We start from the raw sequence: 24,832 nt of genomic DNA, 5'->3' as shown, positions 1-24,832 counted from the left end.
TACCTTGACAGATAAATTGTTACATATTCCTTTAAAAGACTTTCAAACGTTAAGTGGTGCTTCGCAAGACATAAACCTATCGTATCAATTGTTTGGTAAGCCTTTGCACAGCGCTCCTATCGTGATGGTGAACCATGCGCTTACAGGAAATTCTGACGTTAGTGGTGAGCAGGGTTGGTGGAAAGATTTAATAGGTGAAGGAAAAGCTATCGATACAAACTACTACACCATTTTAGCTTTTAATGTTCCTGGGAATGGCTATGACGGATTTGTAATTGATAATTATAAAGATTTTGTAGCGCGCGATGTGGCTCGGATTTTTCTTTTGGGACTGGAAGCGCTTCAAATTAAAAAATTGTACGCACTTATCGGGGGCTCCCTTGGCGGAGGAATCGCTTGGGAAATGGTTGCGCTAAAGCCTGCGATAACCGAACATTTTATTCCCGTGGCTACCGATTGGAAATCTACTGATTGGTTGATTGCAAATTGTCAAATTCAAGAACAGTTTTTGGTGAATTCCAAGCAACCGGTACACGATGCGCGTATGCACGCCATGCTTTGTTACCGAACTCCAGAGTCGTTTAAATCCCGTTTCAAACGTACCACAAATGAGGAGTTGCAAGTTTTCAATGTGGAAAGTTGGTTGCTTCATCACGGGAAAAAATTACAGGAACGCTTTCAGCTTTCAGCTTATAAATTAATGAATCAGTTGCTAAAAACAATTGATGTAACCCGAGATCGTCCCGAGCATTTCAATGTTTTGGAGTCTATCGATGCGAATGTGCACATTATTGGGGTGAATTCAGATTTGTTTTTTACTGCTGAAGAAAACCGCGAAACCTACAAGCAGTTGGCGCAATCGAGCGACCGTGTGCGTTACGGGGAAGTGGTTTCGGTGCACGGACATGATGCGTTTTTAATAGAATATGAACAATTGGAAAAATTAATAGGGAACATATTTCAATCGGCCCTTAAAGACAATAAAATGAAAGTATTAAAATTTGGAGGGAAATCGCTTGCCAATGGTAAAGGGATTAACAATGTTGTAGAGATTATAGAGAATAAAGTTAAAGAAGGGGAGCGCATAACCGTTGTTGTTTCCGCAAGAAACAATGCCACAAACGAGCTAGAAAGTATCTTGGAAACCGCAGCGGATGGGCAGGATTATGGACATTTATTCGAGGCTTTTAAAAAATATCAAACCGAAGATTATCCAAAAGCCGATTTGTCTGTCGAATTCGACCGATTGGAAAAATTGTTTTCCGGTGTTAGTTTGTTGGGCGATTTCAGTACCAAAATCAAAGATGAGGTATTAGCACAAGGCGAAATTATTTCGGCAAAGCTTATAACTGAAATCCTTCTAGAAAAAGGAATCAATGCCAATTTTACAGATTCGCGTGAACTCATTAAAACCGATGAAAAGTTTGGAGATGCACAGCCGTTGGAGAAAACTTCCAAAGAAAATGTTTTAAAGCATTTTGCCAAACATAATGGAACTACGGTCAATATTGTAACCGGATTTATAGGTTCCAACAAAAACAATGAAACCACTACTTTGGGTAGAAATGGCAGTAATTATACTGCTTCTTTATTGGCTAATTTCCTTGATGCTGGCGAATTACAAAGTTTTACACATGTAGATGGTATTTTTACCGCGAATCCGGACTTGGTGCCAACAGCGCAACGAATTGAAGAATTATCTTTTAACGAAGCCAATGAGCTAGCAAATTTTGGAGCAACTATTTTGCATGCAAAGACCATAATTCCGCTTCTGGAAAAGAATATTCCATTACGTATTTTAAATACTTTCAATCACGACAACAAAGGAACGCTTATAACGGCTAACCCGAAAAAAGAAGGGATTAAATCGCTGTCAGTTCTGGAAAATGTGGCGTTGGTTAATTTGGAAGGACGAGGTTTGCTTGGGAAAGCCGGTGTGGATGCCCGAATTTTTAATGCGCTTGGTAGAAAGGATATTAGTGTAAGTATAATTTCACAAGGTTCTTCGGAAAGAGGAATTGGATTGGTGGTAAATGCTAAAGATGCTACCGAGGCAATGATTGCTTTGGAAAAAGAGTTTGAAAACGATTTTTACTCCAAAGATGTCAATAAAATTTCCGTGGTGGATGATGTGTCGGTGATTTCCATTATTGGGCAAGATTTAAGTTCGTTTCACAAACCTTATAACGCGCTGATAAAGAATCAAGTGATTCCAATTTTGTTCAACAATACCGTTACGGGAAAGAATGTGAGTTTGGTGGTGAAAAAATCCGAGCTTCATAAGGCACTGAACGTAATTCACGGTGAGATTTTCGAAATTTCCAAAAAAATAAACATCGCAATTTTCGGCCATGGATTAGTGGGTGGAACGCTGATAGACCAAATCCTTACTTCCGCAGCAAATATTGAAGAGCGTAAGAAAATTAAATTGAACATTTTTGCGGTTTCCAATTCCAGACAGTTGTTGCTTGCGAAAGAAGGTATCGATACAAATTGGCGTGATGCTATTAAATCTACAAACCATTCGGCGCAAGTGAACGATGTAATTGCTTTTGCAAAAGATCATCATTTGGAAAATTTAATTGCGATAGACAACACAGCCAGTAAAGATTTTGTAGCAAACTATAAAACGTTGGTGGAGAGTGGATTTGATTTGGTGTCATCCAACAAGATTGCCAATACTTTAGACTTTGGTTTTTACAAAGAACTGCGAAGTTTACTGGAGAAAAATCAGAAGCAATATTTATATGAAACCAATGTGGGAGCCGGACTTCCATTAATTGATACGATTCGTATTTTGCACCTTTCTGGGGAGAATATTACACGTATTCGAGGTGTTTTCTCTGGGACGTTGAGTTATTTGTTTAATAGGTTTTCTTCGGAAGAAAAATCTTTCAGTGATATTTTAAAAGATACAATTGATGAAGGTTTTACAGAACCAGATCCTCGGGAAGATTTATATGGAAATGATGTGGGTAGAAAACTGCTCATTTTAGCACGGGAATTGGACTTACAAAACGAGTTTGAAGATGTGAATATTGAAAATCTTGTTCCTGAAAAATTACGGGATAAACATGTGCCGGAGTTTTTGAAAAGCTTAGGGGAATTTGATGCTCCATATTTAGAAAAGAAGAAAAATCAGCAGCCCGGACATGTGTTGCGATATGTAGGAGATTTGCATGGTGATTTGCAGCAGGACAAAGGTGTGTTGGACGTGAAATTGGTTTCCGTTCCTTCCGATAGCGTGTTAGGACAAGTAAAGGGAGCCGATTCAATATTTGAAATTTATACCGAATCCTACGGAGATAGACCTATTGTAATCCAAGGAGCAGGGGCTGGAGCAGCTGTTACCGCGCGCGGTGTATTCGGTGACATTTTAAAATTGGCCGAAAAAGGATAACCGTAGGGACAGACCTAGGTGTCTGTCCGTAACCAACGGACATGTCCATCAAATAAAACAACCGTAGTGACAGACCGGTGTGTCTGTCCAAAAAAAATGCAGGCACAGACCCATGCGCCTGTCCAAAATAACGGATGGACACATAGATTCGTCCCAACAAAAAAATATAAAGAATGAACAAAAAACATTTTGAAACCGAGGCAATTCGCACGCAAATTGAAAGAACGGAATTTTTAGAACATTCAGCACCACTGTATTTGTCTTCTAGTTTCGTATTTGAAGATGCCGAAGATATGCGAGCATCCTTTGCAGAAGAAAAAGAGCGTAATTTATACAGTAGATTTACCAACCCAAATACAACGGAATTTGTAGATAAAATCTGTAAAATGGAAGGAGCGGAAGCTGGTTATGCTTTTGCAACGGGAATGTCTGCTGTGTTTTCAACATTTGCGGCTTTACTGAATAGCGGCGACCATATTGTATCGGCAAGATCGGTGTTTGGTTCTACGCATGCCTTATTTACCAAATTTCTTCCGAAGTGGAACATAGAAACTTCTTATTTCAAAGTGGATGAAGTAGATTCCATTGAAGAGTTAATTCAGCCTAACACCAAAATTTTGTTCGCTGAAACCCCGACCAACCCAGCGGTTGATGTATTGGATTTAGAATTTTTAGGTGAAGTTGCCAAGAAACACAATTTAATTTTAATTGTGGATAATTGTTTTGCAACACCTTACCTGCAAAAACCTATAGATTTTGGAGCTCACATCGTGGTGCATTCCGCTACAAAATTAATAGATGGACAAGGTCGTGTGTTGGGTGGTGTAGCTGTTGGACCGGCGGACTTAATCCGAGAGATTTATCTATTTTCCCGAAATACAGGTCCGGCATTATCGCCGTTTAACGCTTGGGTGCTTTCCAAAAGTTTAGAGACGTTGGCGGTACGTGTGGATAGGCATTGTGAGAATGCATTAAAAGTTGCTGAATTTTTAGAGGCGCACGATAAAGTGAATTTTGTAAAATATCCTTTCTTAAAATCGCATCCCCAATACGAAATCGCTAAAAAGCAAATGAAAAAAGGAGGTAGTATTGTAGCTTTTGAAGTAAAAGGAGGGGTTGAAGCAGGAAGAAGATTTTTAAACAATATAAAAATGTGCTCACTTTCTGCAAATTTGGGAGATACTCGTACGATTGTTACGCATCCAGCATCTACTACGCACAGTAAACTTTCAGAAGAAGATAGACTGCAGGTGGGAATTTCTGACGGACTGGTTCGTGTTTCCGTCGGACTTGAAAATGTAGAAGATGTAATCGCAGATTTAGAGCAGGCTTTGGGGTAGCACAATCCGTTGAGAGTCAAATAAAATCCTCATTTTGAGTGAGGATTTTTCCTTTTCTTGAATTCTTTAGTTAAAAATCAACAAAAACGTTGGGATTTCTAGAATTATATATTACTTTCGCTATTAAATTCTATTAACCTATCGATTAAGTAGAGTAATAAAGGTAAAGAAGATGATTTTAGATAAGGTATTACAGGGGAGTCGTAGCAAGACAGGTGCTGAGAAAAGTGCCGCAGGAGATAAGATTTCAAGGAGCATAGCAAAATCGGTTAGTTGGCGAATTGTAGGAACCATGGATACCATTTTAATTTCATGGATTATTACTGGAACAATAGAATTAGCACTATCCATCGGTTTGGTGGAATTAATAACCAAAATGACCCTTTACTTTTTTCATGAGCGAATTTGGGAGCGAATTAAGTGGGGTAAATAATTAGAAAACAAAGAAAATGCAAAGTTTTAGAACAGAGATTGAAAATCCCGTTGTAGAAAAAGACATCATTGAGTTAGAAAAGAAAATTCGTCTTTTTAGAGAAGGGAAAGTAGATGAAGAACGCTTTAGAAGCTTGCGTTTGGCCCGTGGAGTTTATGGCCAAAGGCAAGAAGGCGTGCAGATGGTTCGTATAAAATTACCTTACGGAAAGGTAACGGGAGATCAGTTGTTGCGTATTTGCGATGTTTCTGATGAATATTCAAGAGGTAGGTTGCATATCACTACGCGTCAAGACATACAGATTCACTACGTGAGTTTGGACAGAACGCCAGAATTGTGGGCGGAACTTGAAAAAAGTGATGTTACCATTCGAGAGGCTTGCGGAAACACCGTTAGAAACGTAACTGCTAGTCCGGAAGCGGGTATCGATCCAAACGAACCTTTTGATGTTACACCCTATGCGCACGCTACGTTTCAGTTCTTTTTAAGAAACCCTATTTGTCAGGAAATGGGACGTAAATTTAAAATGTCCTTTTCTTCTTCAGATAGTGATACAGCACTTTCTTATATTCATGATCTTGGATTTATTCCGAAGATAAAAAATGGTGAGAAAGGATTTAAAGTAATGCTTGGTGGCGGATTGGGTTCTCAGCCCAGACATGCAGACGTAATGTATGAATTCTTGCCAGCGAATCAAATAATTCCAGTAATTGAAAGTGTATTGCGAATTTTTGATCGCCACGGGGAACGTGCAAAGCGTTTAAAAGCAAGGATGAAGTTCTTAATAAAAGATATTGGACTAGAAGCTTTTCTGCAACTGATTGAAGAGGAGAAATTGGCGCTATCAAACCATTCTTATCCAATTAGTGAGGATGGCTTTGATTTAGACCGCTCTGTGGTTGATGCAATAGCTGTTCCTAAAGTGGATTTAAAAGATGTAGATGGATACGAGAAGTGGAGAGATGCTAACGTGTATCCACAAAAACAAGATGGTTTATTTTCCATTGGAATAAAAGTTAAACTAGGCGATTTTTATACAGATAAAGCAAGAAAGCTGGCGCATTTAATTCAGAAATATGCTGCTGATGAATTACGCTTAACATTACGTCAGGATATTTTAATCCGTCACGTAAAAGCCGATTTATTGCCTTTGTTTTACTTGGAGTTGAAAGAACTCGGTTTTGTAGACTTAGGTTACAATTCCACTGCAGATATTACAGCTTGCCCAGGGACAGATACGTGTAATTTGGGAATTGCAAGCAGCACAGGAATTGCCGATGTATTGGAAGACATGTTGCAAAAAGAATATCCGCAATACATTAACAATCACGAGGTGGCTATAAAAATCAGTGGCTGTATGAATGCTTGTGGGCAGCACAATATGGCACACATTGGGTTTCAAGGAATGTCCATTCGTACCAAAAATAAATTGGTCGCTCCAGCACTTCAAATATTGTTGGGAGGCGGCGTTTTAGGAGATGGAGCAGGAAGATTTGCCGATAAAGTAATAAAAATTCCATCTAAGAGAGGGCCGCAGGCACTGCGTTCTATCCTAGATGATTTTCAGCAGAATAAGGAAGAAGGAGAAAATTTCTTGGCTTATTACGATAGAAAAGAGCAGAAATATTTTTATGATTATCTTAAACCTTTGTCAGATACAGACAATCTAACTGAAGATGATTTTGTAGATTGGGGCCATGATAAAGCGTATGTTCAGGAAGTAGGTGTCGGGGAATGTGCCGGTGTAGTTATCGATTTGGTAGCAACACTTCTTTTCGAAAGTGAAGAGAAAATTGAAAAAGCCCAACTTTCTTTCAATGAAGGAAAATGGGCAGATAGTATTTATCAATCGTACACATCGTTGATAAATACCGCCAAAGCATTGTTAACCGCAGAAAACAAAAAAACCAATACCCAAGCGGGTATCATAAATCAGTTTGACGAAGTGTTTGTCTCAACCGGGAAGGTTTCACTAAACTTATCTTTCCACGATCTCGTTTATCAAATCAAAATTAATAAACCATCTGAAGAGTTCGCCAAATTATTTCTTGAGGATGCGCAGGCATTTTACAAGAAAGCAGATGCCTTCAGAAGATTAGAATTAGCTAATGCAGACAAATAACCAACCAAAACTGACTTTGATAGGGGCAGGTCCGGGAGATCCGGACTTGCTCACTATTAAGGGGATGAAAGCTTTACAAAATGCCAACATTGTTTTATACGACGCTTTGGTAAACCCACAATTGTTGGAGCATGCACCAAATGCTTCACATATTTTTGTGGGAAAAAGAAAAGGATGCTATGCCTTTCAACAAGAACAAATTAATGAACTTATTGTTAGCAGCGCACGAGCGCATGGACATGTGGTTCGTTTAAAAGGGGGTGACCCATTTGTTTTTGGTAGGGGCGCCGAAGAAATGGAGTATGCAATTTCCCATGGTGTAGAAAGTGAATTTGTTCCCGGAATTTCATCCGCATTAGCGGTTCCGGCGTATCAAAATATCCCGATTACAAAGCGGGGAAGTTCAGAAAGTTTTTGGGTAATTACGGGCACCACCAAGAACCATAAACTATCAAATGATGTGGTGCTGGCGTCGAAGTCGTCTGCCACCGTGGTAATTTTAATGGGCATGAGCAAACTGGGAGAAATCACGGCCTTGTTCAAAAATGAAAATAAGCACGATGTTCCGGTGGCCATTATTCAAAGTGGCACTACTCCAGAAGAAAAAGTAGGTATTGGAACCATCGAAACTATCGAGCAGGTAGTGGCTGACAAACAGCTTTCCAATCCGGCTATAATTTTAATCGGAGAAGTAGTAAAGCATCGCGAAAAAATAGCGGAAATAACGAAGGAAGTAGCAATCTTTTAAAATTGAAGAGATGGAAGGGGAAGAAAGAAACGAGTTATACCCTGTATTTTTAAAGGTAAATAATTTACAAACCCTTATTGTAGGTGGGGGAAATGTCGCTCTGGAAAAACTTACTTTTTTACTGAAGTCGAGTCCGAATGCCCAAGTACAAATGGTAGCGCCTTATTTTAGGGAAGAAACCATTGAAAAGGCAGAAGCACATGGTGTAGAAATGATAAATGACATCTATGCCGAAAAATACTTGGAGGGAAAGCATATTGTAATTGCCACGACGGATAAGGAAGAGGTGAATGTACAAGTGTATAAAGACTGTAAAGAGAGAACCATTTTGGTAAACGTAGCCGATAATCCTCCATATTGCGATTTTTACATGGGTGGAATCGTTACAAAAGGAAACGTAAAAATAGCGATTTCTACCAACGGGAAATCACCCACAACAGCGAAAAGACTTCGTCAATTTTTTGAAGAAGTTATTCCTGAAAATATTGATGATTTGGTGAAAAATTTGAACGAGTATCGAAAAACCATCAAAGGTAATTTTGAAGAAAAAGTTGAAAAACTGAATGAGTTTACCAAGAGTTTGGTTGAAAAATAAAAAGTAGAATTTAAATATAAAAAGTTCCGTTGAACGGGAAAAAAGGGAAATCATGATTAAAACAGATATATTAATAATTGGAGCGGGTCCAACTGGATTATTCACGGTGTTTGAAGCAGGATTATTGAAGTTAAAATGTCATTTGATAGATGCCTTGCCGCAACCGGGTGGGCAGTGTTCAGAAATTTATCCGAAGAAACCCATTTACGATATTCCAGCTTTTCCAGAGATATTAGCAGGAGATTTAGTAAAAAATCTTTTGGAGCAAATAAAATCTTTTGAACCAACTTATACGTTGGGTGAAAGAGCAGAAACTATTGAAAAACTGGAGGATGAAACTTTTATTGTAACTACAAACAAAGGTACTAAACATCATGCCCCCGTAGTGGTTATTGCAGGTGGTTTGGGAAGTTTTGAGCCTAGAAAACCTCAAATCGAGAATATTACGAAATACGAAGATAACGGGGTTGCTTACATGATTAAAGACCCAGAAGTTTATCGAGATAAAAAAGTTTTAATTGCTGGAGGAGGAGACTCAGCTTTAGATTGGTCTATTTTCTTAGCAGATGTTGCTTCAGAAGTGTATTTGGTACACAGAAGAAATGAGTTTAGAGGTGCGTTGGACTCCGTTGAAAAAGTAGCTGAACTTTCCAAAAAAGGAAAAGTAGAGTTAATTACCGAGGCAGAAGTAACCCAATTGCACGGGGATGATAAATTAGAAGCGGTAACGGTAAAACATCTAAAAGATGGTGAATCGCATATAGAAGTTGACAGCTTTATTCCGTTGTTCGGACTTTCACCTAAGCTTGGACCTATTGCCAATTGGGGATTGGAAATTGAAAAGAATGCTATTAAAGTGAATAATGCATACGATTATTCTACCAATATTCCTGGAGTTTATGCCATTGGAGATGTTAATACATATCCTGGGAAATTAAAATTAATACTTTCTGGTTTCCATGAAGCTGCGGTTATGTGCCAGAGCGCTTATCAACGAATATTCCCGGATAAAAAGTACGTTATGAAATACACTACTGTTGGCGGCGTGCAAGGTTTCGATGGAACTAAAAAAGAAGCCAAGAAAGAAGTGGTGAAGAGTATTGTTTAACGGCTTTTTAATTATAACTTATTAAAAGCGGATACTTTAAGAAGTATTCGCTTTTTTAGTGTGAGTATATTTTCTTTATTTGCAACTATTATACATTTTTACAGATGAAGAAAATTCTTATAATTATTGTGATAGTTTTTAGTTTTCAGAAAGTACATTCTCAAAATAGTGATGTGGAAAAGTCTATTTTTGGAATCCAAACAGGATTTCTTGGGCTTTGGGGATTTAATGAAGCAAGGTTGGCGTCTAAATTGGCTTTACGCTCTGAAATAGGCTTAAATGCTGGCTTTTTTAGCGGCACTTTTATAGAAGATGGTTTCATATTAACACCAAGTATTACGGTCGAGCCTCGGTATTACTACAATATTAAAAAAAGGAATGAAAAGGGAAAATCCACTTTTCATAACGCGGCTACTTTTCTTGCTTTAGATGTCACCTATTTACCAGACTGGTTTACGATTTCTAATTTGGACAATGTGAGTGTGCTCGATAATGTTTCTTTCATTCCTAAATGGGGAATCCGAAGAAATATTGGTAAGCATTTTAATTATGAGGTTGGTTTTGGCCTTGGATACCGTTTCTACTTTTCAGATGAATTGGCACATCCAGAAGATAAACAAGAGCTGGCGGGAGACCTTCATTTAAGAATAGGATATACGTTTTAAATTCCAAGGTGTATAATACCTCATTTTATAGCCAAAATTATATTCATTTATAACAATTTCCATTTGTCTAACAGTAAAATGTAAATTATATTTGCGGTTCGATTGTTCATTACTTATTGAGCGTTATCAAGAAAGGTGTAGGGATTAGACCCGCAGAAGCCTTAGCAACCCTTTACCCTGAACTTGTTTCAGGGTCTTAAGATTCAATTTAGTTTTTTAAGACTCTTGTACATACTAGTTTCGGGGCTACAAGAAGGTGCTACGTTCTACCTTTACCCTGAATTCGTTTCAGGGTCTTTTTAAGACTCTTAGATTTAAAAAGACTCAAAAACTTCAGTGGTTAAGGACAGATAACAAAAAAGACTTCCTTTTTTATATCACAAATTCTTGATACGCCCTTACAAATTGAATATTTAAGTATTCAAATAGTTGAACTATGCCATGTTTTCTGCTGAAAAAAGAAAGCGAAAAATACGATTAATCGGTACGAATGAAAGATATTAGAAAAGAACTTGAAAAACGCATTTTAGTCCTAGACGGCGCCATGGGCACCATGTTGCAGCAGTACAAATTTACCGAAGCCGATTTTCGAGGCGAACGTTTTAAAGATTTTGAACATCCATTACAGGGTAATAACGATTTACTGTCTCTTACCCAACCAAAGGCAATCGCAGAAGTACACGCTAAATATTTTGAAGTAGGTGCAGATATCGTAGAAACCAATACGTTTTCAGGAACAACCATTGCCATGGCCGATTATCATTTGGAAGATATCGTTTATGAACTCAATTATGAGTCTGCCAAAATAGCTAAAAAAGTTGCAGACGAGTTCACTGCCAGAAACTCTGAAAAACCACGTTTTGTTGCAGGCGCCATTGGGCCTACAAACAGAACGGCAAGTATGTCGCCAGATGTAAACGACCCCGGCTATCGAGCCATTACATTTGAAGAACTTCGCATAGCCTACAAACAACAAGTAGAAGGTTTGATAGATGGTGGCGTGGATGTTTTGCTGGTGGAAACCATTTTTGATACGTTAAATGCCAAAGCTGCTCTATTTGCTATTGAAGAAGTAAAGGAAGAGCGAAATATCGACACTCCTGTTATGGTAAGTGGCACGATTACCGATGCTTCCGGAAGAACGTTATCCGGTCAAACAGCCGAAGCTTTTTTAATAAGTATTTCGCATATTCCATTGTTGAGTGTCGGATTTAACTGTGCTTTGGGAGCCGACCAGTTGCTGCCCTATGTAAAAAGACTTTCGCAGAAATCACCTTTCTATATTTCAGCTTATCCAAATGCAGGTTTGCCAAATCATTTTGGGGAATACGACCAAACTGCTGAAGAAATGCAAAAAATGATACGGGATTATATGGAGCAAAATGTTGTAAATATTGTAGGGGGATGCTGTGGAACAACTCCAGAGCATATAAAAATGTTGGCGGAAATAGCGCAAGAGTATACCCCTAGAAAAATTTATGAAGAAAGCTTTAGTTAAATGTGAAATTGTCATGCTGAGCTTGTCGAAGCATAGATGGAGATCAATGAAATGGACACAAAAAACAAACAACCAGTATTGGATACCCACAAAATAACAACGAACAACGAACAGCGAAAACCGCTCGTTCTCTCCGGATTAGAACCTTTGGTAATAGACGAAAACACCAATTTTGTAAATGTTGGGGAACGTACTAATGTTACCGGTTCCCGAAAGTTTCTTCGCCTGATTAAAGAAGAAAAATATGACGAAGCGCTGGAAGTTGCTCGCGCTCAAGTAGAGGGAGGAGCGCAGATTATCGATATAAATATGGATGAAGGAATGCTCGATGGTAAATACGCCATGGTGAAATTCCTAAATCTTATCGCTGCGGAGCCCGATATTGCCCGCGTACCGATTATGATTGATAGCTCAAAATGGGAAATCATTGAAGCTGGTTTGCAAGTAGTACAAGGTAAAGGTGTCGTAAACTCAATAAGTTTAAAAGAAGGGGAAGAGCAGTTTTTGCATCATGCTAAGCTGATAAAAAGATATGGAGCCGCAGTAATCGTGATGGCTTTTGATGAGGTTGGACAAGCGGACAGTTATGAGCGGCGCATTGAAATCTGTAAAAGATCTTACGACATTCTAGTAGATAAAATAAATTTTCCCCCTCAGGATATAATTTTCGATCCGAATATATTCCCAGTAGGAACTGGGATGGAAGAACATCGCCAGAATGCAGTAGATTTCTTCAGAGCCACGAAATGGATCCGGGAAAATCTTCCGCATGCGCATATTAGTGGAGGGGTGAGTAACGTTTCGTTTTCCTTCCGAGGAAATAATACAGTTCGTGAAGCGATGAATGCAGCCTTTCTTTACCACGGAATCCAACATGGTATGACGATGGGAATTGTAAATCCCGAAATGCTAGAGATTTATGATGAGATTGATAAAGAACTGCTGGAATATATTGAAGACGTTTTACTGGACCGTCGGGACGATGCTACGGAACGCCTGTTGGATTATGCTGAAACCGTTAAGGGAAATGGCAAAACGAATGAAAAGCAAGCTCAAGAATGGCGTAGCGGTACTTTGCAGGAGCGAATAACACATTCTTTGGTGAAAGGAGTTTTGGAGTTTGTGGAGGAAGACGCAGAAGAGGCCCGTCAATCAGTGGCGAAACCTATCGAGGTAATTGAAGGCTATTTGATGAACGGGATGAATGTGGTTGGTGATCTCTTCGGAAGTGGGAAAATGTTTCTTCCACAGGTTGTAAAATCCGCTCGGGTAATGAAAAAGGCCGTGGCGTATTTGTTGCCGTTCATCGAGGCAGAAAAGGATGAAACCTCTCGTTCAGCTGGTAAGATATTAATGGCCACTGTAAAAGGGGACGTGCACGATATTGGTAAAAATATTGTGAGCGTAGTGTTAGGTTGTAATAATTACGAAGTTGTAGATTTGGGGGTAATGGTGCCGCCTGAAAAGATTATACAAACCGCCATTGATCAAGAAGTAGATATTATTGGGTTAAGCGGACTCATAACGCCTTCACTGGATGAAATGGTGTATTTGGCCAAAGAATTGGAAAAACTTAACCTTTCTATTCCTGTTATGATCGGTGGGGCAACTACTTCAAGAGCACACACTGCAGTTAAAATTGCTCCGGAATATTCCAAAACGGTTGTGCATGTTAACGATGCATCCAGAGCGGTGAATGTAGCGAGTAATTTGCTAAATCCGAAATCGAAGGAAGAATATGGGTTGTCTTTAAAGACTGAATATGATAAACTTCGGGAAGGATTTTTAAACCGTTCAAGAGAGAAAAACTTTTTAACCATAGCGCAAGCCAGAGACAACAAACTGCGTCTCGATTGGGAACAATTCACTCCGTTTAAGCCTAATTTTATAGGAGTTAAGGAAGTTAGTGTAACGCTCGAAGAGCTATTGCCGTATATCGATTGGACACCATTTTTTAGATCGTGGGAATTGCATGGGAAATATCCTGCCATTTTAGAAGATGAAGTAGTCGGGAAAGAGGCTACCAAATTATTTGCGGAAGCCAAAGAAATGTTGAATAGTATCGTAAATGAGAAATGGCTAACAGCAAAAGGGATTTTAGGAATTTTTCCCGCAAATCAAGTGGACGACGATGATATTCAGTTGTATGATGAAGCTGGAAATGAATTGAATAGATTCTTAACCCTTCGCCAGCAATCAGAAAAAAATAAAAGGGCGAATAATATTGCTTTGGCAGATTTTATTGCTCCTAAAGAAAGTGGAAAGCAAGATTACATGGGAGCGTTTTGTGTGACCACCGGTTTTGGGGTGGATGAAATTTCTGATGAGTATGTAAAGAACCTGGATGATTATAATTCCATCATGATTAAAGCTTTGGCAGACCGCTTGGCGGAAGCTTTTGCTGAATATCTACACGAGAAAGTCCGTAAAGAAATTTGGGGCTATGCTTCCGAAGAAAATTTGAGTAATGAAGAATTAATTAAGGAAACATACAAGGGAATTCGTCCAGCACCTGGTTATCCAGCATGTCCAGATCATTTAGAGAAGAAAACGATATGGAAATTACTTAAAGTGGAAGAAACCATTGGAGTAAAATTAACGGATAGTTTGGCAATGTGGCCAGCATCATCAGTTTCTGGTTACTATTTCGCCAATCCAGAAAGTAAGTATTTCGGACTAGGAAAAATTAAGGAAGACCAAGTAGTGGATTACGCCCAAAGAAGAGGAATTTCTGTTGAAGAAGCCACCAAATGGTTAAATCCAAACATAGCAGATTGATGAATTGAAGTTAAAAGGTAAAAGTGAAAAGTATAAAGTGAAGGAAAAGCGATAATCGCTCCAGTTTTTGATAGCTTTATAGTAAGGCATGTAAAAATTGAAAATGGGTATGATTCATAAAATAAACTTAACTTTTTTTCTTCTTAACTCTTTAGCTTTTGAAAATCAGAAGCCTATAAAATAAAAAAAATGTCATCCTTAGCTTGCCTGTCAGAGAGGTTGGTCGAAGGATAAAAAAATAGAAAATGAAAGTAACCGATCATATAAAAAAAGCCGAGGGGAAAACGTTGTTTTCCTTTGAAATTATACCGCCACAAAAGGGCAAGAATATTCAAGAACTCTACGATAACATCGATCCGTTAATGGAGTTCAATCCGCCTTTTATCGATGTGACGACTTCACGTGAGGAGTTTGTTTACATAGAAAAAGACGGACTTTTCGATAGGAAAATTACCCGTATGAGACCTGGAACAGTGGGAATTTGTGCAGCGTTGAAACACAAATACAATGTAGATACTATTCCTCATGTGCTTTGCGGTGGTTTTACCAAAGAAGAAACCGAATATTTATTGGTAGATTGTCAATACCTTGGAATAGAAAATGTGATGGCCCTTCGCGGGGATGCCATGAAACACGAACGTTATTTTAAACCCACGGATGGCGGTCATGCCTACGCTACCGATTTGGTAAAACAAATTAGAAACATGTGCGATGGGAAGTATTTACATGAAACCATAGAAGCATCCAATTGCTCGGATTTCTGTATTGGAGTTGCTGGCTATCCTGAAAAGCATTTGGAAGCGCCGTCATTAGATTTCGATTTAAAGAAATTAAAGGAAAAAGTGGATGCTGGAGCCGACTATATTGTAACGCAAATGTTTTTCGACAATAGCAAATTTTTCGAATTTACAGAAAAGGCGAAAGCTTATGGAATCAATGTCCCGATTATTCCTGGAATTAAGCCTATTGCGGTAAAAAAACACCTTCAATTATTACCTCAAGTATTTAAAATTGATTTGCCAGAAGATCTGGTAAATGCCGTGGATAGCTGTAAAAATAATAAGGAGGTTCGTCAAGTAGGAATCGAATGGTGCATTCAGCAATCCAAAGAATTAAAAGATGCGGGTGTTCCATTATTGCACTATTATTCCATGGGAAAATCAGACAATATAAAAGCAATTGCTTCGGAACTATTCTAAAAATAGTATACTTTTGTCGCGAAATCATCTCTATGAAGCGATTACTCGTTATTCTATTATTTGCAATAACTTTTGTTGGAACAGCCCAGGAAAGCTCAAAAATGTATTCGTCTTACTTCGATGTAAATTATTTCTACGGAAATATTTCGAGGCACAATAACGATATCCTTCATTTAATAACAGGTCACCCTGAGGGATTTATTCTCAGTTGGAATCAAAAAACTTACGGAAATAAAGAGTGGGAGCAATTATATAATTATCCCGATTATGGAATCTCCTTAGGGTATCAGGATTTAAAGAATGAGTTTATGGGCGATAATCTCGCTCTTTACGGACATTACAACTTCTACTTTTTTAATCGAAATTTAATGCTCCGAATCGGTCAGGGTATTGCCGTGGCTTCCAATCCGTACGACAAAGAGGAAAATTTTAGAAATGTAGCTTTCGGTTCAAAATTATTGAGCAGTACTTATTTAATGCTCAATTATAAAAGAGAACGTATTTTTGGGCGACTTGGCGTTCAAGCAGGTCTTTCTTTAATTCATTATTCTAATGGAAATACAAAAGCGCCTAATACCAGTATTAATTCCATTACATTCAATGTAGGATTAAATTATCAGCTTCAGCAACAAGATCCAGCTTATCAAATCACAGAAGGACTTACCAATAAGTTTAATGAGCCAGTACGTTATAATTTTGTATTCCGAAGTGGCGTAAACGAAAGTGATGTCATCTCCAGTGGGCAATTTCCTTTTTATGTTTTCTCTTTTTATGCTGATAAGCGAATCAATAAAAAAAGTGCATTGCAATTGGGGACCGATGTGTTTTATTCCAATTTTTTAAAAGAATTTATTAAGTATAGCAGTATCGCTTATCCAGAAAGAGGTATTGATGGTTCAGAAGATTACAAACGAGCAGGTATTTTCGTTGGTCATGAGTTGTTTATCAACAGGCTTTCAGTAATTACACAAGCGGGATATTATGTATATTATCCCGTAGATTACGAAGGTAGAATGTATTTGCGCGGAGGAATAAAAGGGTATATCACCCAAAAGAAAAAGTTATTCGCCACGGTAGCTGTAAAAGCTCATGCAGCGCAGGCAGAAGGAATAGAAATAGGAATTGGATATAGATTGTAAGGTTGATTTTAATGAACAGAGTTAAAAGCGAAATTACTGATATGGTGAGATTTTAAAAACCTTATCCAGAGAATAGTAATCAAAAGCTCCGAAGACAGGAGCGTAGGCACGGAGCGACGCGGAGTTTTGATTACGGTTTTTCGACTTCATGGTCGAAAAAATTCCTTGGATAAGGCGCCTTTTTCTTTGTTTCGTTTCTTTTGGGCGAGCAAAAGAAATGAAAGGCCTTATCAAGGAAATATTCTTAGAATTGTAATTTGCTCAAAATTAGTTTCTATGTTGGGTCTTTCGTTTAAAGTTAATTTAATGAACATAAAAAAGAACATATTAAGATTTGTAAGCTTCTTTTTGCTTGGGTTTTTAATAACCTCATGCGACAGTAAAGACGCCAACGACTGCATCCAAGCTTCTGGAAAAACGATTCGTGAAGAAAGAAACATAACTCCTTTTTCTCGGATTTTAGTAAATGAAGAAGTTTCCGTAGTCATAAAACAAGACTCAATTTACAAAGTGGAAGTCCAATCTGGGGAAAACCTTTTAAATGATATTAAGGTTGAAGTGGTTAATGACCAATTAATTTTAACCAATAATAATATTTGTAACTTTTTTAGGGAATATAACAATACAACCATTTACATAACAGCACCTAACCTTACCGAAATTAGAAGCGCCACCCAAAGGGATATTCGCTCCGATGGTATTCTTAAAGTCGATAATCTGGCCTTATTATCAGAGAATTATTTAAACAACGAATATCTTACCAGCGCTAATTTTTACTTAGAAGTGGAAGCGGAATCCCTTCGGATGGTTTTCAATGGAATCTCCAATGTTTTTATCAATGGAAAAGCTAAAAACTTAAATATAAACATGGCTTCAGGAAATGGAAGGTTTGAAGGGAGAAACTTCTTAGTTGAAAACGCCAATATTTACCATCGTGGTTCTAACGATCTTATTGTAAATGCAAGCACTTCTTTAAAAGGTGATATTTTCAGCACAGGAAATGTTATTTTAGTGGGCCAGCCCGAAACCGTTGAAGTGACTGAACATTATAAAGGAAAACTTATAATTGAGGAGTAAGGGCTAAGATTTATTTTTGAATTAAATTTAGTGAGATAGATATTTTAATATTTGGTGTGAATACGTCCTTTCAAATTACGTCGATTAAAATTAGAAACTCGATTTTGATCTTGCTTTTTGAGAGTGAAATAAGTAAAAAATGGTAATCCAAAGGCTACTAATACGTATCCACTTTTAGAATAAAAAAGCATAGTAATGGCTATTACTATAACAACTAAAGTTACCAATAGGGAGGTTATTAAAGGTGAGTTTGAGGGATTGGCAAAAAGTTTATCTACATGAAATTCATTCTTCGTTCCACATGCCTTACAACTGAGATTTTTATTCTCTCCGTCTTTCATTGCAAATTCAACTCGTGTATTTGCATTGGTTCGATAAGGAATTTCATGATTACAATTTGAGCAGTTACCATAAACTTTCATATTAAGATATTTTAGGGGTTATATTTTTTAAGAATTTTTATTAGAGTTTAATTTTTCTAAAAATAGAGATTATTTTTGAATAAAATCATTGAAGTTTAAAAAGATTGAACCAATACTTATTTCAATTTCCACTACGAATTTCTCATTTTCTTTTAACTTTACATCCGAACACTATTTATATCATTTTTAATGAAAATTCAAGAGACCAAACTAAAAGGATGTTTCCTTATCGAACCTACTGTTTTTCACGATGAGCGGGGCTATTTTTTTGAGAGTTTCAATCAGTTAGTGTTTGAAAAAGCTGTCGGCCACAAAGTAGATTTTGTACAAGACAATCAATCGTTTTCTAAAAAAGGGGTTATCAGGGCGCTTCATTTTCAAAAAGGGGATTATGCTCAGGCAAAATTGGTAAGGGCCGTTCAAGGGATCGTGTTGGATGTGGCGGTGGATTTGCGCCCTAATTCCGAAACATTTGGTCAGCATATCGCTGCAGAGCTTTCAGCAGAAAACAAAAAACAACTTTATATTCCCCGTGGTTTTGCCCATGGTTTTGCAACGCTCAGTGAAACTTCAGAGTTTGCCTATAAGTGCGATAATTTCTACCATAAGGAGGCTGAAGGCGGCATAATTTATAACGATCCTACCTTAAAAATTGATTGGAAGATTGCTTCGGAAGACGTTATAATTGCCGAAAAAGACCGCACACTTCCCTTGTTCAAAAATTTTTTCAGTATAAAGTAATAGTTGATTGCCTCTAATTTCAATACTTTATGTGCTAAATGTGAAGATGGTACCGTGCAAATGACTTTCTTTAAATTTCTATTCTAATTTTAAAAGACTTGTAGAGCATTCAAAAATCTATAAATTAAACGGTTAGCTTTCAATTTATGGATTGCAGGCGCAACGGATTCAGCATGTTTTTGTAATTTTCTGAAAATAATTTAAGGCTCAGGCAACCTATGCCATTCGACTTGCGTCTATGTAAATAGAACCAACAATGAGAAAAATCTTGAAAGTAATACCGCTAAACAGCAACCAGGACAAGCTAATTAAAAAAGCAGTTCGGGGGCAAAGGGGAGCACAAGAAGAAATCTATAATCAGTTTTCTCCAAAAATGCTTTCGGTTTGCAGGTATTATGTAAAAGACATTCATTTTGCTGAAGATGTGATGATTACCGGTTTTTTTAAAGTGTTCAAGTATCTCGATTCCTATCAATTTAAAGGAAGTTTTGAAGGTTGGATACGGAGAATTATGGTGCGGGAATGTTTAACCTTTTTAAGACGTAAAAATAGATTGATTTTTTTTGAAGAAAATCATGAAAGTGTTTTTAAGGATAGCCATACCATTGATTTTCAGGATGTAGTGGACGTAGCATATCTGCAAAAAATCATTGATGAACTGCCCGAAGGTTACAAAACAGTTTTCTTATTATTTGCGGTGGAAGGCTATTCGCATAAAGAAATATCGGAACAATTGAAAATTAAGGAAAACACTTCCAAGTCGCAGTTGTTTAAAGCCAGACGGATGCTGCAGGAAAAATTAAACGAAACAAACAAACAAGGTTATGAGTCGAAATCCTCTTGACGAACATATTAAAAAAAATCTGGAATCCAGGGAGATAACTCCATCTGAAAATTCTTGGCATTCACTAAAGGATAAATTGGAGGCTGATGAAGTTTCCGTTCAGACTTCGTCTTTCAAAAAATTCTATTGGGTAGCTGCAGCAATTGTTATAATGTTGCTCGCTGGGGGCACTTATATTTTTTCTGAAGGCTTCAATAAAGACGAGCCGCAAATAGTAGCTAAGGAGGCTAAATCAGAAAGTAGTAAAAATCAGCTTGAAGAGAATGCCTTGCAAAATGAGATTGAGGAACCTGTAGTGGCGTCGGAAAGCAAACCAATTAAGAAAACTTTAGAGTCCCGAGAAGAGCCCAAAGACACTAAAGAAGCTATCCTGATGCCCGAGGAGTCGTTAGTGGTTACAGAAAAAAAGGAAGAGGAAACCGATTATGAAACTGAAAAAATAAATGAGGTAGCATCGAAAATCGTAACGCTTCAAGAGAGCAATTCGGTGACGGATGAGGAAATAGAAGCTTTGTTGCTAGAAGCTCAAAAATCCATTTACAAAGAGCGTATGGCGTTGCAATCCCCAGATAGTTTAAGTGCGCTGGCTCTATTGGAAGAAGTAGAAACTGAGCTGGATCAATCATTTAAGGAAAAAGTTTTTGAAGCCATCAAAGAAAGTTTTGTCAAGGTAAGAACCGCTGTGGCAGAACGCAAGGAGTAGTTTATTCATCAATCAAAAAATCAAAATTATGTTTTCAAAAAGAATCTACGTCGCTTTAGCGGCCCTGTTTTTTAGTGTTCAATTTCTAAGTGCTCAAACGGAAGAAGAAATGGATAGTTTACAAGTTCCCAATCAGCAAGAAATCGAGCACCTTGAAGCACAAAAACAAATGATTATCAATCAGGAAAAGGAAAAATTGAAGGAAGAAGTTCAACAGATTTCAGATGAAATATCTGCTGGAAAAATTTCTAAAGAAGCTGGCCAAGCAAAAAAAGAAGCGGCTGCCGAAAGAGCGGCTTTGAATATTCAGAATAAAACAAGTATAATAGATAACGAAATTGCTTTGTTGAGTAGGGGCGAAAACTTCGATACCAAGTCGACATTTTTTGATAACGATTGCGACGATTTTTGGGATTTTGACTGTGATTCAAAAGACCATGAACGGGTCTATGATAAAAGAACCTATTCGGATATTGTAATTGCATTTGGCTTTAATAATGCCATTATCGATGGAGAATCGTTTAATGAAACTCCTTATAAAGTGGGAGGGAGCAAGTTCTTTGAGATTGGTTGGCAGTGGAAAACCCGCCTGCTTAAAAACAGCAATGCTATACGTGTAAGTTATGGAATCACCTACCAAACGAGTGGTTTGAAAGCAGATGACAATATGTATTTTGTTAAAAATGATGAGCTTACAACCCTCGAGGAGTATGACGGCGTGGTGCATAAAGCCAAATTAAGAATGGATAATTTTGTAATACCTGTTTATTTTGAGTTTGGTCCGTCCGTAAAGAAAAACAAAGGAAGTTATTACCGCTACTCAACCCAACACAAATTTGTATTTGGCATCGGGGGCTACGCCGGATTGAATACGAGTACGCGCCAAAAATTTAGGGCGACAAATACGGAAGGGATTAAGTTTGAAGAAAAAATTATAGATAATTACAATACGGAAAACTTTATTTACGGAATTGGGAGTTATATTGGGGTGAGCGGTTTTGCATTGTATCTGAAGTACGATTTGAACGAAATTTTTAACAATCCCAATGTTTCACAACATAATATTTCCTTAGGTTTGCGAATGGAATTATAATACTTTTGAAAAGCTAAATATCAATCAGATTGTTTCTGCTGAATCCTGTTTTAGTATGCCGAAGGGTATATTGTATTTCCTCAGAAGTATTTTTACCGAGCCATTGCAAAATATTTAATAAATTTAGAATACAAAAAGCCTAAAATTGATTTCCAAAGCGACCATAGACAAAGTTTTTGATGCTTCCCGTGTAGAGGAAGTGATTGGCGATTTTGTGCAATTGAAAAAATCGGGGACCAATTTCAAGGGTTTAAGTCCATTTACAGACGAAAGAACTCCAAGTTTTATGGTTTCGCCAGTAAAGCAAATCTGGAAGGATTTCAGTAGTGGCAAAGGCGGAAATGTCGTTGCTTTTCTAATGGAACATGAGCATTATACTTATCCTGAAGCAATAAAATATTTAGCAAAGAAGTATGGAATAGAGGTTGAAGAAACGGAGCAAACCAATGAAGAAAAGGAAAAATCCAGTGAGCGGGAAAGTATGTATTTGGTGTCGGAATTCGCTCAGGGCTATTTTCAATCCACTTTAAAAAATACAGAGCCCGGAAAGGCCATTGGATTAACTTATTTCAAGGAACGTGGATTTTCAAAAGAAACTATAGACAAGTTTAAATTAGGATATTCGCTAGACGAATGGGACGCCTTTACAAAAGAGGCCTTGGGGAAAGGGTATCAATTGGAATTTCTGGAAAAAACAGGACTTACCATCGTAAAGGAAAAGGAGGGCTCTCCCGATAAACGAATGTTCGACCGCTTTAAAGGGCGTGTGATGTTTCCTATTCACTCCATGAGTGGGCGTGTTTTAGGTTTTGGCGGGCGAATTTTAACTTCCGATAAAAAAGCTGCAAAATATCTTAATTCACCGGAAAGTGATATTTACCATAAGAGCAAAGTTCTTTATGGAATTTATCATGCAAAACAGGCAATTGCTAAAGAAGATAACTGCTATTTAGTGGAAGGGTATACGGATGTTATTCAGTTTCATCAAAGTGGAATTGAAAATGTAGTAGCGTCTAGTGGAACGGCACTAACACCCGATCAAATCCGATTGGTAAACCGACTTACCAAGAATATTACGGTTTTATTTGATGGTGATGCCGCGGGACTTCGAGCTTCTATTCGTGGGATTGACCTTATTCTGGAACAGGGGATGAACGTAAAAGTATGTACTTTTCCTGAAGGGCAGGATCCCGATAGTTTTGCGCGCGAACATGACAAGCAAGAGCTGATAAATTTTTTAGAAGAAAATGCTACTGATTTTATTCGGTTTAAAGCATCTCTTTTAGTAAAGGAGGCTCAAAATGATCCTATTAAAAAGGCGGAAACCATCCGTGATATTGTACACAGTATCTTTAAAATTCCAGATCGAATACAGCGGGAAGTGTATATTCAGGAATGTTCCAGAATTATGGATATTTCTGAAGATGTTCTTTACAATACCTTGGCACAATTGGGAAGTAAAGAAATTTCCGATGCCAATAAGAAATACAAGGAAGAAAGAAAGAAAAATACTTTACAGAAGGTTGAAAGTACTTCAGAAAATGTATCACGAAAAGTTAATCAACTAGACGAATTGGAAAAATCGATTATTGCAATCTTGCTTTTTCATGGTGATAAAACAGAAACCTTTTCGGACGTTGTTCTTGAAGAAGATGAAGAAGGGAATATGACGGAAAAAGAGGTCAAGGTTGATTTGAAAGTGTACGAAAAGATTTTTCTAGACCTTCAAACCGATGAAATAGAATTGGCCAATGAACATTTTAATGCAATTTACACGCAATTAATAGAGATGTACAATCGTGAGGGCCAATTAAAGATGGACGACTTTCTTCAGCAGTTAACTTTTGAGCAAAACGCTTTGGTCGTGGATATTTTAATGAATGAAGAAAAATATGCATTGTCCAATTGGGAGAGCAAAGATATTTTGGTGAAGGACAAAGATATGTCGGTGCGTCTTTTGGTTTTTCAAACCATTTCCATGCTACGCTTAAAGTTGTTGAACATGTTGGTTGATAATATCCACACACTAATCGGTGCAAACAACAACGCTACTAGTGTGCAACTTGAAGATGTGAAAAATTATTGGGAACTACGAAAAATTCTTTCCGAACGATTTGGATTGGTAACCAACACCACTTTTCACTCTTAATAGAGTTCCAAAGCTTTGGCCTGCTGAAGCATATCCACCATGTTATCTACATTGAGTTTTCTCATTAATCGAGCCTTGTAGGTGCTAACTGTTTTTTCATTGAGCTGTAATTCTTCGGCCACTTGTTTGTTGCGTCGACCGGCTGCCAATAATTTCAAAACTTCAATTTCTCTTGTAGATAATTTTCTAAAAAATTTACGGGGTTTGCTAGAGCCTTCATCAAATGCCAACCGCTGTGCCAATTCGTTCGTAATAAACATGCCACCTTCAGCAATTTTAGCTATGGCGGCTCGAAGAATATCGATGGATGCGGTTTTGGAAACGTAGCCCGATGCGCCTGCTCTTAAAGTACTCAGCGCGTACACTTCTTCTGGTTGGGAGCTATAAATAAGAACAGAAATACTTTGATGATCTTTTTTCAATCTTCTCAATGCCGTAATACCATTAACCTCAGGAATGTCCATTTCCATTAAGACAATGTCGGGTTTTTTTACGGCAAGTATATTGAACAATTCTGTAGTTGTGGAGACTGTTCCAATAATTTCAATTTCTTCGTCTTTTTCGAAAATGGTGCTAAGACCTATCCTTACTATGGGATGATTATCTGCTATTAAAACCTTAATCATAGTACTTTATTTTAAAGTTTGTTAGAATAAGCCATAACAATGCAGAACGTACTTTATACGCTTCATGTTAGCTTGGGGGAAAACAAGTTATTTGTAAGTAAATATAGTAAAAATAAGTCTTATTTTCAAATATTTACGGGATAACTACAGAA

At 37.6% G+C, this 24,832-nt stretch carries 20 protein-coding genes; 18 read left to right on the top strand and 2 right to left on the bottom strand.

What is annotated here, in order from left to right:
• The first annotated feature begins 4 nt into the window (after nucleotides 1-4).
• The 13 genes from thrA to NDQ75_RS00755 all read left to right on the top strand — a co-directional run bounded on the left by thrA (nucleotide 5) and on the right by NDQ75_RS00755 (nucleotide 18,102).
• Nucleotides 5-3,400 (top strand): bifunctional aspartate kinase/homoserine dehydrogenase I, encoded by a 3,396-nt coding sequence (gene thrA, locus NDQ75_RS00815; RefSeq protein ID WP_202028872.1) that lies wholly within the window; start codon nucleotides 5-7, stop codon nucleotides 3,398-3,400.
• Between the two features lie 173 nt (nucleotides 3,401-3,573).
• Nucleotides 3,574-4,740 (top strand): trans-sulfuration enzyme family protein, encoded by a 1,167-nt coding sequence (locus NDQ75_RS00810; RefSeq protein WP_202028871.1) that lies wholly within the window; start codon nucleotides 3,574-3,576, stop codon nucleotides 4,738-4,740.
• Between the two features lie 172 nt (nucleotides 4,741-4,912).
• Entirely contained in the window at nucleotides 4,913-5,173 is a 261-nt protein-coding gene (locus tag NDQ75_RS00805) for a DUF2061 domain-containing protein (RefSeq protein ID WP_202028870.1), read from the top strand.
• A 16-nt stretch (nucleotides 5,174-5,189) separates the two neighbouring features.
• Complete coding sequence (locus NDQ75_RS00800; protein ID WP_202028869.1) at nucleotides 5,190-7,295, top strand: HEPN domain-containing protein; 2,106 nt, start codon at nucleotides 5,190-5,192, stop codon at nucleotides 7,293-7,295.
• A complete protein-coding gene (gene cobA / locus NDQ75_RS00795; protein WP_202028868.1) occupies nucleotides 7,282-8,043 on the top strand; it encodes a uroporphyrinogen-III C-methyltransferase in 762 nt (253 codons plus the stop codon). The genes NDQ75_RS00800 and cobA overlap by 14 nt, the downstream gene beginning before the upstream one ends.
• Before the next feature lie 10 nt (nucleotides 8,044-8,053).
• Entirely contained in the window at nucleotides 8,054-8,638 is a 585-nt protein-coding gene (locus tag NDQ75_RS00790; protein ID WP_202028867.1) for a precorrin-2 dehydrogenase/sirohydrochlorin ferrochelatase family protein, read from the top strand.
• A 52-nt stretch (nucleotides 8,639-8,690) separates the two neighbouring features.
• The gene (locus NDQ75_RS00785; protein ID WP_202028866.1) at nucleotides 8,691-9,746 is read left to right on the top strand and encodes an NAD(P)/FAD-dependent oxidoreductase; all 1,056 of its coding nucleotides are present in this window, start codon (nucleotides 8,691-8,693) and stop codon (nucleotides 9,744-9,746) included.
• A 104-nt stretch (nucleotides 9,747-9,850) separates the two neighbouring features.
• On the top strand, nucleotides 9,851-10,411 hold the full coding sequence (locus tag NDQ75_RS00780; RefSeq protein ID WP_202028865.1) for a hypothetical protein: 561 nt from the start codon (nucleotides 9,851-9,853) through the stop codon (nucleotides 10,409-10,411).
• Nucleotides 10,412-10,901: 490 nt separating this feature from the next.
• On the top strand, nucleotides 10,902-11,909 hold the full coding sequence (locus NDQ75_RS00775) for a homocysteine S-methyltransferase family protein (protein WP_202028864.1): 1,008 nt from the start codon (nucleotides 10,902-10,904) through the stop codon (nucleotides 11,907-11,909).
• Between the two features lie 51 nt (nucleotides 11,910-11,960).
• Entirely contained in the window at nucleotides 11,961-14,687 is a 2,727-nt protein-coding gene (gene metH / locus NDQ75_RS00770) for a methionine synthase (protein ID WP_202028863.1), read from the top strand.
• A gap of 245 nt (nucleotides 14,688-14,932) precedes the next feature.
• Nucleotides 14,933-15,886: a methylenetetrahydrofolate reductase [NAD(P)H] gene (gene metF, locus NDQ75_RS00765; RefSeq protein WP_202028862.1), complete on the top strand. Its 954-nt coding sequence runs from the start codon at nucleotides 14,933-14,935 to the stop codon at nucleotides 15,884-15,886.
• 32 nt (nucleotides 15,887-15,918) lie between these two features.
• Nucleotides 15,919-17,025, top strand: coding sequence for an acyloxyacyl hydrolase (locus NDQ75_RS00760; RefSeq protein WP_202028861.1), 1,107 nt, complete (start codon nucleotides 15,919-15,921; stop codon nucleotides 17,023-17,025).
• A gap of 306 nt (nucleotides 17,026-17,331) precedes the next feature.
• The gene (locus tag NDQ75_RS00755) at nucleotides 17,332-18,102 is read left to right on the top strand and encodes a head GIN domain-containing protein (RefSeq protein WP_207190453.1); all 771 of its coding nucleotides are present in this window, start codon (nucleotides 17,332-17,334) and stop codon (nucleotides 18,100-18,102) included.
• A 44-nt stretch (nucleotides 18,103-18,146) separates the two neighbouring features.
• On the opposite strand, the gene NDQ75_RS00750 is transcribed toward NDQ75_RS00755, so the two are convergent.
• Nucleotides 18,147-18,524, bottom strand: coding sequence for a hypothetical protein (locus NDQ75_RS00750; RefSeq protein WP_202028860.1), 378 nt, complete (start codon nucleotides 18,522-18,524; stop codon nucleotides 18,147-18,149).
• A 189-nt stretch (nucleotides 18,525-18,713) separates the two neighbouring features.
• Between NDQ75_RS00750 and rfbC the strand changes: the two genes are divergently transcribed.
• From rfbC to dnaG, 5 genes are all read left to right on the top strand, one after another.
• Nucleotides 18,714-19,265 (top strand): dTDP-4-dehydrorhamnose 3,5-epimerase, encoded by a 552-nt coding sequence (gene rfbC, locus NDQ75_RS00745; RefSeq protein WP_202028859.1) that lies wholly within the window; start codon nucleotides 18,714-18,716, stop codon nucleotides 19,263-19,265.
• 256 nt (nucleotides 19,266-19,521) lie between these two features.
• On the top strand, nucleotides 19,522-20,109 hold the full coding sequence (locus NDQ75_RS00740; protein ID WP_242513687.1) for an RNA polymerase sigma factor: 588 nt from the start codon (nucleotides 19,522-19,524) through the stop codon (nucleotides 20,107-20,109).
• Complete coding sequence (locus NDQ75_RS00735; RefSeq protein ID WP_202028858.1) at nucleotides 20,090-20,812, top strand: hypothetical protein; 723 nt, start codon at nucleotides 20,090-20,092, stop codon at nucleotides 20,810-20,812. Before NDQ75_RS00740 ends, NDQ75_RS00735 begins: the two co-directional genes overlap by 20 nt.
• A 28-nt stretch (nucleotides 20,813-20,840) precedes the next feature.
• A complete protein-coding gene (locus NDQ75_RS00730) occupies nucleotides 20,841-21,905 on the top strand; it encodes a hypothetical protein (protein ID WP_202028857.1) in 1,065 nt (354 codons plus the stop codon).
• Nucleotides 21,906-22,050: 145 nt separating this feature from the next.
• Entirely contained in the window at nucleotides 22,051-24,054 is a 2,004-nt protein-coding gene (gene dnaG, locus NDQ75_RS00725) for a DNA primase (RefSeq protein ID WP_202028856.1), read from the top strand.
• On the opposite strand, the gene NDQ75_RS00720 is transcribed toward dnaG, so the two are convergent.
• Nucleotides 24,051-24,680 carry a response regulator gene (locus NDQ75_RS00720; protein ID WP_202028855.1) on the bottom strand — a complete coding sequence of 210 codons (630 nt, stop codon included), beginning with the start codon at nucleotides 24,678-24,680 and terminating at the stop codon, nucleotides 24,051-24,053. The genes dnaG and NDQ75_RS00720 overlap by 4 nt on opposite strands.
• Between the last annotated feature and the right edge of the window lie 152 nt (nucleotides 24,681-24,832).

Source organism: Galbibacter mesophilus, from assembly GCF_023721415.1.
GTDB classification, from domain to species: Bacteria; Bacteroidota; Bacteroidia; order Flavobacteriales; family Flavobacteriaceae; genus Galbibacter; species Galbibacter mesophilus.
The sequence above is the reverse complement of the archived record's forward strand: the minus strand, read 5'-3'. Positions and strand labels throughout refer to the sequence as shown.